The sequence below is a fragment of the Stenotrophomonas maltophilia complex sp. Om-AH-Sm3 genome (assembly GCF_059337855.1).
In genome coordinates, this window is sequence record NZ_JBYBLQ010000007.1 from 57,548 (window position 1) to 71,467 (window position 13,920).

Annotated in this window: 11 protein-coding genes; 7 read left to right on the forward strand and 4 right to left on the reverse strand. The window is 67.4% G+C overall.

The features are described from left to right. Positions 1-53: 53 nt before the first annotated feature. From leuC to leuB, 3 genes are read left to right on the forward strand one after another with little or no spacing between them, the layout of a single operon-like run. Positions 54-1,472 carry a 3-isopropylmalate dehydratase large subunit gene (gene leuC / locus AC10QF_RS10530; RefSeq protein ID WP_049413322.1) on the forward strand — a complete coding sequence of 473 codons (1,419 nt, stop codon included), beginning with the start codon at positions 54-56 and terminating at the stop codon, positions 1,470-1,472. After that, the gene (leuD, locus tag AC10QF_RS10535) at positions 1,472-2,050 is read left to right on the forward strand and encodes a 3-isopropylmalate dehydratase small subunit (RefSeq protein ID WP_099483929.1); all 579 of its coding nucleotides are present in this window, start codon (positions 1,472-1,474) and stop codon (positions 2,048-2,050) included. The genes leuC and leuD overlap by 1 nt, the downstream gene beginning before the upstream one ends. After that, the gene (gene leuB, locus AC10QF_RS10540) at positions 2,040-3,101 is read left to right on the forward strand and encodes a 3-isopropylmalate dehydrogenase (protein ID WP_494542152.1); all 1,062 of its coding nucleotides are present in this window, start codon (positions 2,040-2,042) and stop codon (positions 3,099-3,101) included. Before leuD ends, leuB begins: the two co-directional genes overlap by 11 nt. Positions 3,102-3,208: 107 nt before the next feature. On the opposite strand, the gene AC10QF_RS10545 is transcribed toward leuB, so the two are convergent. Continuing rightward, complete coding sequence (locus AC10QF_RS10545) at positions 3,209-3,982, reverse strand: SDR family oxidoreductase (protein ID WP_019662047.1); 774 nt, start codon at positions 3,980-3,982, stop codon at positions 3,209-3,211. 117 nt (positions 3,983-4,099) lie between these two features. On the opposite strand from AC10QF_RS10545, the gene AC10QF_RS10550 reads away from it, so the two are divergent. Then, positions 4,100-5,005: a LysR family transcriptional regulator gene (locus AC10QF_RS10550; protein WP_021202147.1), complete on the forward strand. Its 906-nt coding sequence runs from the start codon at positions 4,100-4,102 to the stop codon at positions 5,003-5,005. Between the two features lie 127 nt (positions 5,006-5,132). Here AC10QF_RS10550 and AC10QF_RS10555 read toward each other — a convergent pair whose 3' ends face one another. Both AC10QF_RS10555 and AC10QF_RS10560 read right to left on the reverse strand, forming a co-directional pair. After that, positions 5,133-8,294, reverse strand: a complete 3,162-nt coding sequence (locus AC10QF_RS10555) for an efflux RND transporter permease subunit (RefSeq protein ID WP_019662049.1) — start codon at positions 8,292-8,294, stop codon at positions 5,133-5,135. 4 nt (positions 8,295-8,298) lie between these two features. After that, positions 8,299-9,429: an efflux RND transporter periplasmic adaptor subunit gene (locus AC10QF_RS10560; protein WP_019662050.1), complete on the reverse strand. Its 1,131-nt coding sequence runs from the start codon at positions 9,427-9,429 to the stop codon at positions 8,299-8,301. 117 nt (positions 9,430-9,546) lie between these two features. On the opposite strand from AC10QF_RS10560, the gene AC10QF_RS10565 reads away from it, so the two are divergent. The 3 genes from AC10QF_RS10565 to AC10QF_RS10575 all read left to right on the forward strand — a co-directional run bounded on the left by AC10QF_RS10565 (position 9,547) and on the right by AC10QF_RS10575 (position 12,385). Then, positions 9,547-10,227 (forward strand): TetR/AcrR family transcriptional regulator, encoded by a 681-nt coding sequence (locus AC10QF_RS10565; protein ID WP_494542153.1) that lies wholly within the window; start codon positions 9,547-9,549, stop codon positions 10,225-10,227. A 135-nt stretch (positions 10,228-10,362) separates the two neighbouring features. Further along, positions 10,363-11,010, forward strand: a complete 648-nt coding sequence (locus AC10QF_RS10570) for a protein-L-isoaspartate O-methyltransferase family protein (RefSeq protein ID WP_049416694.1) — start codon at positions 10,363-10,365, stop codon at positions 11,008-11,010. Between the two features lie 16 nt (positions 11,011-11,026). Beyond that, positions 11,027-12,385: a TolC family outer membrane protein gene (locus AC10QF_RS10575; RefSeq protein ID WP_049416692.1), complete on the forward strand. Its 1,359-nt coding sequence runs from the start codon at positions 11,027-11,029 to the stop codon at positions 12,383-12,385. Positions 12,386-12,480: 95 nt separating this feature from the next. Here the strand turns inward: AC10QF_RS10575 and AC10QF_RS10580 are convergent, their stop codons facing one another. Continuing rightward, positions 12,481-13,680 (reverse strand): APC family permease, encoded by a 1,200-nt coding sequence (locus AC10QF_RS10580; RefSeq protein WP_428993119.1) that lies wholly within the window; start codon positions 13,678-13,680, stop codon positions 12,481-12,483. Positions 13,681-13,920: the final 240 nt, after the last annotated feature.

Genomic DNA, 13,920 nt, shown 5'->3' on the forward strand with positions numbered 1-13,920 from the left:
GTTCCGCTTTCTTTACTGATGTTCGCTATTTCGTACTTCTGCCAGGCATACGCATGACTTCCGCACCCCGCACCCTGTACGACAAACTGTGGGACGCCCACGTGGTGGTTCCCGAATCCGACAGCGCGCCCGCCGTGCTGTACATCGACCTGCACCTGATCCACGAGGTGACCTCGCCGCAGGCGTTCACCGAGCTGCGCGAGCGCGGCTTGTCGCCGCGCCGCCCGGACCGCACCAAGGCGACGATGGACCACTCCACGCCGACCCTGCCGGCCGCCGCTGACGGCACGCTGCCCTATGCCAGCGCCGCCTCCGAGGCACAGGTCGCCACGCTGGCGCGCAACTGCGCCGAGCATGGCATCGAGCTGTTCGACATGGCCTCGGACAACCGCGGCATCGTCCACGTGATCGCGCCGGAACAGGGCTTCACCCAGCCGGGCATGACCATCGTCTGCGGCGACAGTCACACCTCCACCCATGGTGCGTTCGGTTCGCTGGCCTTCGGCATCGGCACCAGCGAAGTCGGCCACGTGCTGGCCACGCAGTGCCTGCTGCAGCGCAAGGCCAAGACCTTCGCCATCACCGTTGATGGCCCATTGGCGCCAGGCGTCGGTGCCAAGGACGTGGTGCTGCACATCATCGGCGTGATCGGCGTCAACGGTGGCACCGGCCACGTCATCGAGTTCCGTGGCAGCACCATCGAAGCGATGGACATGGAACAGCGCATGACCCTGTGCAACATGTCGATCGAAGCCGGCGCGCGTGCCGGCATGGTGGCGCCGGACCAGGTCACCTTCGACTTCGTCGCCCGCACGCCGCGCGGCCCCAAGGGCGCCGACTTCGACGCTGCCGTGGCGCGCTGGCAGCAGCTGCGCAGCGATGACGGCGCACGCTTCGACAGCGAAGTGCACATCCACGCCGCCGACATCCGCCCGACCCTGACCTGGGGCACCCATCCGGGCACGGCCATCGCAGTGGACGCGCCGATTCCGGCGGCCAACGATGCCGCCGCACAGAAGGGCCTGGACTACATGCACTTCCAGGCGGGCAAGGCGCTGGCCGGTACGCCGGTGGACGTGGTGTTCGTCGGTTCGTGCACCAATGGCCGCCTGAGCGACATGCGCGAAGTCGCGCAGGTCCTGCGCGGCCGCCGCGTCGCTGACCGCGTGCGCATGCTGGTGGTGCCGGGCTCGGAGATCGTCAAGCGCGAGGCGGAGGCCGAAGGCATCCACGAAATCGTGCGCGCGGCCGGTGCCGAGTGGCGCGAGCCGGGCTGCTCGATGTGCATCGCCATGAACGGCGATCTGGTCGCACCCGGCCAGCTGGCCGTGAGCACCAGCAACCGCAATTTCGAAGGCCGCCAGGGCCCCGGTTCGCGCACGCTGCTGGCGTCGCCGATGAGCGCGGCGTGGGCCGCTGTGAACGGGCACGTTGCCGATACCCGCGAACTGTTCGCACAGGAGGTGGCGTGATGGCCGGTTTCCGTACCCTGACCTCGGCCAGTGTGGTGCTGCGCCAGACCAACATCGACACCGACCAGATCATCCCGGCGCGGTTCCTGTCCACCACCGAACGTGCCGGCCTGGGCCGCAACGCCTTCAATGACTGGCGCTGGCAGGCCGACGGTTCGCCGGTGGCTGACTTCGCCTTCAACCAGCCGCACAACGCCGGCCGCAGCATCCTGCTGGCGGGCCGCAACTTCGGCTGCGGTTCCTCGCGCGAGCATGCGCCGTGGGCACTGACCGACCTGGGCCTGCGTGCCATCGTCAGCAGCGAGATCGCAGATATTTTCCGCGGCAACTCGCTGAAGAACGGCCTGCTGCCGATCGTGCTGGACGAGGCCGACGTGCAGGCGCTGATGCAGCGCCCGGACGATGCGCTGACCATCGACGTGGCTGCGCGCGAACTGCGCACGCCCGATGGCCGCGTCTATTCCTTCCCGCTGGATGGCTTCTCGCAGACCTGCCTGCTGGAAGGCGTCGACCAGTTGGGGTATCTGTTGGGCCGTGTCCCTGAAATCGAACGTTACGAGAGTGAGCATGCACGCTGAAATTGTTGTCCTGCCCGGTGATGGCATCGGCCCGGAAGTGGCCGCCGCGGCAGTGGCCGTCCTGAAGGCCGTCGCCGAGCGCTTCAACCACACCTTCACCTTCAGCGAGCACGACATCGGTGGCGTTGCCATCGACCGCCACGGTGAACCGCTGCCGGCGTCGACCCTGGAAGCCTGCCAGGCCGCCAACGCGGTGCTGCTGGGCGCGGTCGGCGGCCCGAAGTGGTCCGACCCGAACGCCAAGGTGCGTCCGGAACAGGGCCTGCTGGCAATCCGCAAGGCACTGGGCCTGTATGCCAACCTGCGCCCGGTGCGTACCCATGAAGCCGCGCTGCACGCCTCGCCGATCAAGGCCGAGCTGCTGCAGGGCGTGGACTTCGTGGTGGTGCGCGAGCTGACCGGTGGCATCTACTTCGGCGACAAGACCCGCGACGCCGACAGCGCCAGCGACCTGTGCCGCTACACCGTGGCCGAGATCGAACGCGTGCTGCGCAGTGCCTTCCGCCTGGCGCAGCAGCGTCGCGGCAAGGTCACCTCGGTGGACAAGGCCAACGTGCTGGAGACCTCGCGCCTGTGGCGTGACGTGGCCGCACGCATCGGCCGCGAGGAGTTCCCGGAGGTGGCGCTGGAGCACCAGCTGGTCGATTCGATGGCCATGCACCTGCTGGCCAAGCCGCGCGAGTACGACGTGATCGTCACCGAGAACATGTTCGGCGACATCCTCACCGACGAAGCCTCGATGCTGGCCGGCTCACTCGGCCTACTGCCGTCGGCCTCGCTGGGTGAGCCGGGTGCGGTCGGCATCTACGAACCGATCCACGGTTCGGCCCCGGACATCGCCGGCAAGGGCATCGCCAATCCGTACGCGACGATCTTCAGCGCCGCGATGCTGCTGCGCCATTCGCTGGGGCTGGAAGCCGAGGCTGCGGCGGTGGAAGCTGCAGTGCACGCCGTGCTGGAAGATGGCGTGTTCACCGCCGATCTGGCCGCCAAGGGCCAGGCGGTGAGTACCGCCGCTGCCACCGACGCCGTGCTCGCCAAGCTGCGCTGACCCATCGGGCAACACCTGTAGAGCCGAGCCATGCTCGGCTCATGCAACAGCAGTCGAGCATGGCTCGACTCTACAGGTAGCAGGCAGCCACGCCAGGCGTGGCTGCATTATTTGGTGGTGTACCCACCATTGACCAGGATGGTCTGCCCCGTCATCCACCAGCCATCGGTGACCAGGAAGCGGATCCACGGCACGATATCGGCGATGTCGGTCAGCCCGGTGCGGGTGAACGCCGAGAGCGCGGCCGCGGTCTTGTGGTACGCCTGCGCATCGGCACTCTCGGCCGGGTAGAAGAACGGCGTGTCCATCGGGCCGGGCCCGATCGCAGTCACCGAGATGCCGCGCTCACCGAACTCCTTCGACGCCGCGCGGGTGAAGTGCTCGACTGGCGCCTTGGTACCGGCGTAGCTGGAATAGAACGGCGTGTAGGCACCCAGCAATGAGGTGACCAGGGTGCAGATGCGACCACCGTCGTTGACGTGGCGGCCGGCTTCCTTGAGGAAGAAGAACGCCGCCTTGGCGTTGACCGCGCTCATCTCGTCGTACTCCGCTTCGCTGATGTCCAGCAGCGGTTTCTTCAATACCTTGCCGACCGTATTGATGGCGATGTCGGGACGGCCGACTGCGGCCACGGCATCGGCGAACAAGCGCTCCATCGCTGCCGCCGAGGTCAGGTCGCCCTGCAGGGCCACCGCCTTGCTGCCGGCGGCCTGCACTGCGGCTACAGTCGCTTCTGCATCGGCCTGGGTAGCGGCACTGTTGTAGTGGATGACGATGGCTTTGGCGCCCTGTGCGGCGAAGTCGCGGGCGATCAGGCCGCCCAGGTTCTTGGCGCCACCGGCGATCAGCACGGTCTTGCCCTTGAGGGAATGCTCGGTCATGGCTTCGGTCTCGGGAGGGGGCTACCCGGGGTGGCAACCCTGCCCTGACGACGATATCGTGCAGAAAAAGCGGATAAAGCCCGCCACATTGACTTAACTTTCCAGAGCCAGCGAACAATGGACCGGATCGATCGCTTCCGCATCTTCACCCGGGTCGTGGAGTGCGCCAGCTTCACCCGCGCCGCCGACCAGCTCGGCCTGCCCCGCTCGACCGTTTCGGCGGCGGTGGCCGAGCTCGAACAGCGTCTTGGCACCCGCCTGCTGCAGCGCTCGACCCGCCGGGTGTCCACCACCCATGATGGCGACGTGTTCCATGCCCGCTGCCTGCGCCTGATCGCCGAGGTCGAGGACGCCGAATCGCTGTTCCGTCAAGACGATGCGCAACCGGTCGGTCTGCTGAAGATCGACGTGCCCAGCCGCATCGGCCGCCGCATCATCGCACCAGCGCTGCCCGAATTCTTCGCGCAGTATCCGCAGGTGGAAGTGGACCTGGGCATGACCGACCGCGCGGTAAACCTGATCGAGGATGGTTGCGATGCGGTGCTGCGGGTCGGTCAACTGGGCGATTCCAGCCTGGTGGCGCGCACGCTGGGCCAGCTCGACTTCGTCAACGTCGCCGCGCCCGCTTACCTGCGCGAACACGGCATGCCGCAGCATCCTGCCGACCTGCCGCAGCACCGCGCGGTGAACTACGCGTCGCCGACCACGGCACGGGTGGAACCGTGGGAGTGGCAGGACGGCGGCCAACTGCGCACGCTGCCGATGCCCGGCTGGGTGCGGGTGAACAGCGCCGAGGCATCGATTGCGTGCTGTGTGGCGGGGTTGGGGTTGCTGCAGATTCCGCGCTACGACGTGCAGGCCGAACTGCAATCCGGCGCGTTGGTGGAGGTGATGCCACAGCACGTGGCGCAGCCCTTGCCGGTGACGCTGTTGCAACCGCATCGGCAACACCGCGCGCAGCGTGTTCAGGTGTTCATCGAATGGCTGCTGCCGGTCTTGAGGGCCGGCCTGCAGCTGCAGTAGATCCACGCCATGCGTGGATGGGGCATCCGTGCCAACCAAGGTTGGCCCCCACCTGGGAAGGGACCAACCGGCATGGGTGGGGCCAGACCCTTTTCCCGGAGGAAAAGGGATCCGACCCCGGTCGGCGTTACGCCCCGGATTCGTCCGGCTTCACCCGGAACCACGCCGCATACAGCGCCGGCAGGAACACCAGCGTCAGCACCGTACCGACGATCAGGCCGCCCATGATCGAGATCGCCATCGAGCCGTAGAACGCGCTGCGCGACAGCGGAATCATCGCCAGCACCGCCGCCAGCGCGGTCAGCACGATCGGGCGGAAGCGGCGCACCGTGGCATCGATGATCGAATGCCAGCGGTCATGCCCGGCATCGATGTCCTGCTGGATCTGGTCGATCAGGATCACCGAGTTGCGCATGATCATGCCGGCCAGTGCGATCGTGCCCAGCAGCGCGACGAAGCCGAACGGCGCCCGGAACAGCAGCAGGAACAGGGTCGCGCCGATGATGCCCAGCGGCGCGGTCACCAGCACCATCGCTGCACGCGAGAAGCTGCGCAGCTGCAGCATCAGCAGCGTGGCCACCACCACCAGGAACAGCGGCATGCCGGCCTTGATCGAGTTCTGGCCACGCGCCGAATCCTCCACGGTACCGCCGGTTTCCAGCAGGTAACCACTGGGCAGCTCGGCACGGATGCCATCCAGTGTGGGCAGGATCTGATGAACCACGTCCAGCGCCTGCATGCCATCACTGATGTCGGCGCGCACGGTCACCGTCGGCAACCGGTTGCGGTGCCAGATGATGCCGTCCTCGAAGCCGTACTCCATCGTCGCCACCTGCGACAGCGTGATGCTGCCACCGTTGGCGGTGGGCATCGACAGGCTGGACAGCAGCTCCAGCTGGTTGCGCTCATCGGCCGGCCCGCGCAGCAGCATCTCGATCTGGCGATTGCCTTCGCGATACACGCTCACCGACTGCCCGGCCAACGAACTGGACAGGAACTGGCTGACCTGGGCGCTGCTAACGCCCAGCGCACGGGCGCGCTCCTGGTCGACCACCAGGCGCACCACCTTGCTCGGCTCGCTCCAGTCCAGGTTGACGTTCATCACGTGCGGGTTCTCCCGCACCTTGGCCTCGACCTGGCGCGCGATCGCCTGCACCTTCTCGATGTGCTCGCCGGAGATGCGCATCTGCACCGGATAGCCGACCGGCGGTCCGTTCTCCAGGCGGGTCACGCGCATCTGCACGTCCGGGAACTTCGGGATCACCTCGTGCAGCAGCCAGTCGCGGGTGCTCTCGCGCGCCTTGATGTCCTTGGCCAACACCACGAACTGGGCGAAGTTGGTCGCCGGCAGCTGCTGGTCCAGCGGCAGATAGAAGCGCGGCGAACCGGTGCCCACATAGGACACGTAGTTGGCAATGCCCTCGCGGCGGGACAGCAGCTTTTCCAGCTTCTCGGCCTGGGCCTGGGTCGAGCGCAGCGAGGCGCCCTCGGCCAGCTCGATGTCCACCATCAGCTCCGGCCGGGTCGAGTCCGGGAAGAACTGCTGGGGCACGAAGCGGAACATCATCAGCGAGAACACGAACAGGGCGATGGTCGCGGCGATCACCCACCAGCGATGGCGCAGGCAGGTATCGAGGAAGCGGCGGAAGCTGCGATAGAACGGGCGCTGGTACGGATCATGGTCGTGCCCATGCTGCGGCGGCGCAATCAGGTTGGCCAGCGCCGGGTAGCGGTCGGCCCACTGCTGGCGCTTGGCATGCCAGCGCGCGGACAGGCTGCCCGGCTTGGGCGGCTGCGGATTGAACAGGTCCGGCAGCATCTTGTCACCCAGGTAGGGAATGAACAGTACGGCCGCGATCCACGACACCACCAGCGCGATGGTCACCACCTGGAACAGCGAACGCGTATATTCACCGGTGCTCGATGCCGCCGTGGCGATCGGCAGGAAGCCGGCTGCGGTGATCAACGTACCGGTCAGCATCGGGAACGCAGTCGATTCCCAAGCGAAACTGGCCGCGCGCAGGCGGTCGTAGCCCTGCTCCATCTTGGTGGCCATCATCTCCACCGCGATGATCGCATCGTCCACCAGCAGGCCCAGCGCCAGCACCAGCGCGCCCAGCGAGATCTTGTGCAGGCCGATGTCGAAGTAGTGCATGACGAAGAAGGTCATCGCCAGCACCAGCGGAATGGTGACGCCCACCACCAGGCCGGTGCGCAGGCCCAGCGAGAAGAAGCTGACCAGCAGCACGATCACCACCGCCTCGGTCAGCACCTGCACGAACTCGCCGACCGACTCTTCCACCGATTGCGGCTGGTCGGACACCTTGCGCAGCTGCATGCCGGCCGGCAGGGTCTTCTGCAGCCGTTGGAACTCGGCATCAAGGTTGGCACCGAGCTTGAGGATGTCACCGCCATCCTTCATCGCCACCGCCAGGCCGATCGCCTCTTCGCCCATGAAGCGCATCTTCGGCGACGCCGGATCGGCGAAGCCGCGCTTGACCTCGGCGATGTCACCCAGGTGCACGGTGCGGTCGCCAGCACGGATCGGGAACTGGCGGATTGCTTCGATGTCGTTGAACTGGCCGGTCACGCGCAGCTGCACGCGATCGGTGGCGGTCTCGAAGAAGCTGGTGCCGGTGACCGCATTCTGGTCGGCCAGCGCCTGCTGTACCTGCTGCATCGACACACCCAGCGTGGCCAGGCGGGTGTTGGACAGCTCGATCCAGACCTTCTCGTCCTGCAGGCCGACCAGGTCGATCTTGCCGACATCGGGCACGCGCTGCAGTTCCAGCTGGATGCGGTCGGCGTAGTCGCGCATCACCGCGTAGTCGAAGCCCTTGCCGGTCAAGGCGTAGATGTTGCCGTAGGTGTCGCCGAACTCATCGTTGAAGAACGGGCCGACGATCTCGCGCGGCAGCGTCGCACGGATGTCGCCCACGCGCTTGCGCACCTGGTACCACAGGTCCGGGATCTGCCTGGAACGCAGGCTATCGCGGGCCATGAAGATGACCTGCGATTCGCCGGGGCGCGAATAGGAGCGGATGAACTCGTACTCGCCGGTGTTCATCAGCGCCTTCTCGATCGGCTCGGTCACCTGGCGCGAGACCTGCTCGGCGGTGGCGCCCGGCCACAGCGTGCGCACCACCATCGCCTTGAAGGTGAATGGTGGATCCTCGGACTGGCCCAGGTGCTTGTACGACCACGCGCCGATCAGCGCGAAGGCCAGCATCGCGAACAGCACCAGCGGGCGATTGGACAACGCCCACTCGGAAAGATTGAAGCGGCGCACCGGCTTACTCCCTGGCCTTGGCGGCAGCGGCCGGCGTGGCCGGCTTCAGCACCGGGCGGTTCTGCCGGTCCACGGCGATCACCGGCTGGCCCGCTCGCAGCAGGTGGCCACCGGCGGCAACCACCCAGTCACCCGCGTTCACGCCGGACAGCACCGGCACGGTCTCGCTGCCAAACGCACCGGTGGTGACCGAGGCGGCCTTCAGCGTGCTGTTGGCCGGATCGACCACCCACACGCTGGCGGCACCGTTGGCACCGCGCTGCAGCGCGCCCAGCGGCAGCTGCAGGGTACCGTGGCGACCGGCGCTGCTGTAGACGCGCGCGCTCTGGCCCAGTTCGACATCGGCCAGCGCATCGGCGGCCAGGCTGACGCGGGTGGCATAGGTGCGTGCCTGCGGATCGGCGGCGGCGGCGATCTCGCGGATCGTACCGGGCAGGCGCTGGCCCGGGCGGTTCCACAGTTCCACCTCGACCGGCTGGCCGACCGCGTAGTCGCGGATGGTGGCTTCAGGCAGGTCGATCAGCACTTCGCGGCCGCCATCGGCGGCCAGGTTGAAGATGGTCTGGCCGGCGGACACCACCTGCCCGGCTTCGGCCTCGCGGCTGGCGATCACGCCATCGGCCGGCGCGCGCAGCTGCGCGTAGTCAGCCTGGTTGCGCAGCACATCGAGGTTGGCGCGGGCCGCATTGGCCTGGCCCTGCGCGGCCTTGAACGCCGCGGACTGCTGGTCCAGCTGCGAGCGGCTGACCAGTTGCTGGTCGGCCAGCACCTGGTAGCGCTTGAGGTCATCGCGGGCACGCACCAGGTCGGCCTCGGCCGCAGCCAGCTGCGCCTGTGAGGCACGGGCCTGCAGCGCGAAGTCAGCCACGTCCAGTTCGGCCAGCACGTCGCCCTTCTTCACCCGCTGGCCGGCATCGACGTGGCGCTTGACCAGGTTGCCGCCGACGCGGAACGACAGCGGGCTTTCCTGGCGGGCACGCACCGTGCCCGGGAATGCCGCCGGCGCCTGTCCGGCCTGTTCGCCGGGGTGAACCACCAGTACCGGCACGGCCGCCTGCGGCGCCTGTTCCTGTCCCGAACAGGCTGCCAGCGCAGCCACCCACACCATACCGCCCATCCAGCGCACGATCTTCATCGGTCAACGTCCTGAAAACACAGGGTTGCAACAAGGGGGAGCCGCGACTGCCGGCCCAATTTAATAAACCGGCCGGTATAGTATAAATATCGAACCGCTTGGTCTAGTATTGTTGCGATGAGTTCTTCCACTTCCCGCAAGCCGTCGGCCAAGCCTGCTGCCAAGGCCGCCGGACCCGGGCGCCCCAAGGATCTGGGCAAGCGCGCGGCGATCCTTGAAGCAGCCAAGGTACTGTTCATCGAACAGGGGTATACCGGCGTGAGCATGGACACCATCGCCGCCCAGGCCGGCGTCTCGAAGCTGACTGTGTACAGCCACTTCGGCGACAAGGAAACGCTGTTCTCCGAGGCGGTGCAGTCAAAGTGCATTGAAATGCTGCCCGACGCGTTGTTCGTAGCCGACGCGGACGGCCCGCTGCGCGACCAGCTGATCGGCATCGGTCTGGCCTTCTTTGAACTGATCACCTCCGACGCGGCGATCTCGATCCAGCGCATGATGATGGCGCCGGAGACCGACGAACGCCTGCGCGCGCTGTTCTGGAAAGCCGGCCCCGAGCGTACCTGCGAGGCGCTGGCCGATTTCCTGCGCGCCCGCGCCGAGCGCGGCGAACTGGATATCCCCGACTGTGCTCTGGCCGGCGAGCAGTTCCTGACCCTGGTCAAGGGCGAAGTGCACATGCATATGATGTGCGGCATGCCACTGTCACCCGTGGAATGCGACCCTCTTGCCCACGTGACCGCCAGCATCGACTTCTTCCTGCGCGCCTACGCGCCGCGAGGGGCCGGACCGGCTGAATAACCAAAACTGAACGAACCGGAGGTCGCGATGACTTCCGGCACTGCGACCCCGGCCCCCGGCAGCTGATGCTCTGGGCGCGCCGCCGGCCTCCGGCACCGGTAAAATGGCCGGCCCACTGCGCTGGATTTGAACCTCATGACGATTGATTACGCCCACGCCCGCGAACTGATGGTGGAACAGCAGATCCGTCCCTGGGACGTGCTGGACATCAAGGTGCTCGACGTCCTGGCCCGCCTGCCGCGCGAGGCCTTTGTCGCCGACGCACACCGGGCACTGGCCTACGCCGATGTCGAACTGCCGATCGGCCACGGCCAGAAGATGATGAAGCCGGTCATCGAGGGCCGTACCCTGCAGGCACTGGACCTGCAGCCGGGTGACGAAGTACTGGAAATCGGCACGGGCAGCGGCTTCCTGTCGGCCTGCATCGGCGCGCTGGCGCGCGATGTGCTGAGCCTGGAAATCGACCCGGAGCTGGCCGCCGCTGCGCGTGCCCGCCTGGACGCCTCCGGCCTGGGCAGCAACGTCCGCGTGGAAGTGGCCGATGCCCTGTCCTGGCAGACCGAACGCCGCTTTGACGTGATCTGTGTCACTGGTGCGGTCGACGTGGTGCCGTCACAGTTCGCCTCGTGGCTGCGTCCGGGTGGCCGCCTGTTCGTGATCCACGGCCGCTCGCCGGCGATGGAGGCCCTGCTGGTCAAGGCCGACGGCAGCTCCGAGTCCCTGTTCGAGACCGATATCGATTACCTGCGTGGTGCCGCCCCGGCCCCCCAGTTCCACCTCTGAGTCCAAGGAAGCCGCAATGATCCGCCGATCCCTCGCTGTTGCGCTGGCCACTGCCCTGCTGCCGTTGTCCGCCCATGCCGCCGACCTGCTGCAGGTCTACGAAATGGCCCGCAACGGCGATCCGCAGCTGTCGGCCGCCGAATCGACCCGGCTGTACGACAAGGAAGGCGCCGTGCAGGCGCGTGCCGCCCTGCTGCCGCAGATCAACGGCCAGGCCGCGCTGAACCGCACGCGCAGCGAGCCGAACGCCGACGCCAACTCCGGCTCGTTCACCAACAAGCGCCGCACCTACACGATCGACGGCAGCCAGACGCTGTTCAACTGGACCCAGATCAACAACCTGCGCTCGCAGCGTGAGCTGAGCAAGGCGGCGGACTTCACCCTCGAATCGGCCAACGACAACCTGATCGTGCGCACCTCGGCGGCCTACTTCAACGTGCTGGTGGCGATCGAATCGCTGAACGCCGCACAGACCAATGAAGCGGCCGCGAAGAAGCAGTTCGACTTCGCCGACAAGCGCCTGGAAGTGGGCCTGGCGCCGATCACCGACGTGCACGAAGCACGCGCCCAGTACGACCAGGCGCGCGCCAACACCATCATTGCGCAGAACACCCTGGCCGATAACTACCAGGCCCTGACCGAACTGACCGGCCAGCCGGTGACCAACCTGCGTGGCCTGCCGACGGACTTCCGCCCGGAAGTGCCGGCCAACCGCGGCAACATTGACGAGCTGGTGCAGCAGGCCACCACCCAGAATCCGGCGCTGAAGGCGCAGGAGCTGAAGGTCAGTGCCGCCGAAGCCGGCGTGCAGGCTGCCCGTGGTGGTCATTACCCGACCCTGTCGCTGGGCGGCAGCTGGGGCAAGAGCGCCACCTGGGGCGACAGCACCGGTGCCGGATCGCTGTCGCCGGATGCGCGCACCAACAGCATCGGCCTGACCTTGAGCGTGCCGATCTTCTCCGGTGGTGCCACCCAGTCCGGCGTGCGCCAGGCGCTGGCGCAGCGTGACATCGCCCAGGACGGCTACGAGCAGCAGAAGCGTGCCCTGGATCGCAATACCCGCAATGCCTACCAGACCCTGGTGCAGGGCATCAGCGAGGTGGAAGCGCGCCGCCTGGCGGTGGTCTCGGCGCAGAGCGCGTACGACGCTTCGCAGGTCGGCCTGGAAGTCGGTACCCGTACCGTGCTGGATGTGATCCAGAACCAGCGCATCCTGTTCTCGGCGCAGCTGGACTATGCCCAGGCCCGCTACACCTTCCTGCAGAACCGCCTGCTGCTGAGCCAGTCGCTGGGTGCGCTGGACGTGGCCGAACTGCAGGACGTCAATCGACTGCTGACCCAGGACGCGGGCAACCCGGCCACGACCACGCACTGAGTCGTCGCCCCTGCAACGAAAAAGCCACCCGCGAGGGTGGCTTTTTTGCAGGTGGTGCATCCACGCGCTCGTCCCCGGCGTGGCCCCACGAACCGTCAGCCCGGCCATGCGCGCAGGCGTTCCAACGCCGCAAGCACGCACAGCGCGGCTGCCAAGGGGGCCAGCATCGACATCATCAGCCCGCAGCCGGCTGCGCCTTGCCGGGTGTCATCCCGACGCCGCAGCACCGCCAGGCACAGCGCCGCCATCACCACCAGCGTCGCTGGACCCGGCAGCGCCGGCAAGGTGCCCTGCGGCAGCCACAGCACCAGCATCACCGCCGGCAGCCCAACCACCATTGCGCTCAGGCGCGTGCGGGATCGTCCCGCCGCGTCAGCTGCGCGGAGCCACAACGATGTGGCCAACCGGACGGCCAGCATCAGCAGTACCAACTGCAGGGCGGCCAGGCCCGCTGCACCGGCCAGGGGCAACAATGGCAGCATCCACTGCAGCTGGGGATGCACCTGCAGCGCCACGGCCAGTGGCCGGGTACTGGCGAGCGCGGAGAACTCGACCAGCCCGGCCTGCAATGCTGCCAGCACGATCAGCAGCAGCATCGCCAGCAACGAGACCAGCGCCAGCACCGCCGGCTGCCACATCGCGCCCTGGCGGCGCAGCGCAGGAAAGCCCAGTGCCAGGCCCACGCTGGCAAATATGCCCAGCAGCGGCACCGCAGCCGCCAGCACCCCCCCCAGCCCGAAGCGATATGGCGCCGTCGCCGGAGGCAGCCAGGGAACCCAATGCCCGTAGTGCACGTGACGCGCCGCCAGCGCCAGCAGCAGCACCCCCACACCGATCTTCACCGTCAGCAGCGCACAAGCCGCCAGGGCCACACCCCGCGGCGGCAGCAACGCGAGCGCGGTCAACATCAGCAGACCCACGGCCGCCGCTACCTGCACGGGCAGCCAGTCGTTGGCATGGAGGCCTCCGGTAGCCAGCACGGCATGTACATGGCGGGCCATGGACTGTGCCGCGCCCGCCGTGGTCGCCATCAGCTCAAGCAACAGGATCGCGCCCAGAACGACGGCCACCCGTGGCCCCCAGCTGGCGGCCAGCAGCCCGTACAGGCCATTGGCCACCGGCAGTCGCAGCACCAGATCCTGCAGGCAGCACAGCACCAGGCCAGCCCCCAGTGCGGCCAGCAACAGGCTCAGCACGATGGCGGGGCCCGCCTGTGCCGCCGTGTGCTGGCCCACCAGCGCGATCACACTGCCGCCCACCAGCAGCGTCAGTGCCACCACAGCCAGGTGGTCCATCCCCAAGCGCGCCCCACCGGTGCCGTCCCTGCCCCTGTCGCCGTCCATCGCAAGTTCCCTTGATATCCGCCCAAGCGCGGTCGACAGCAGGCTGGCAGCCTGCGTCGTCCTGCGGAATCGGAATCGGTACTGCGTGCGCCACGATGTGATGGCAGGCACGCTGCCATCGGCAGGGTCGGTCCAGCAACGACAGAAAAATCGTCGCTAAGCAGAATTGATGAAGTTGATCACGACAACGCT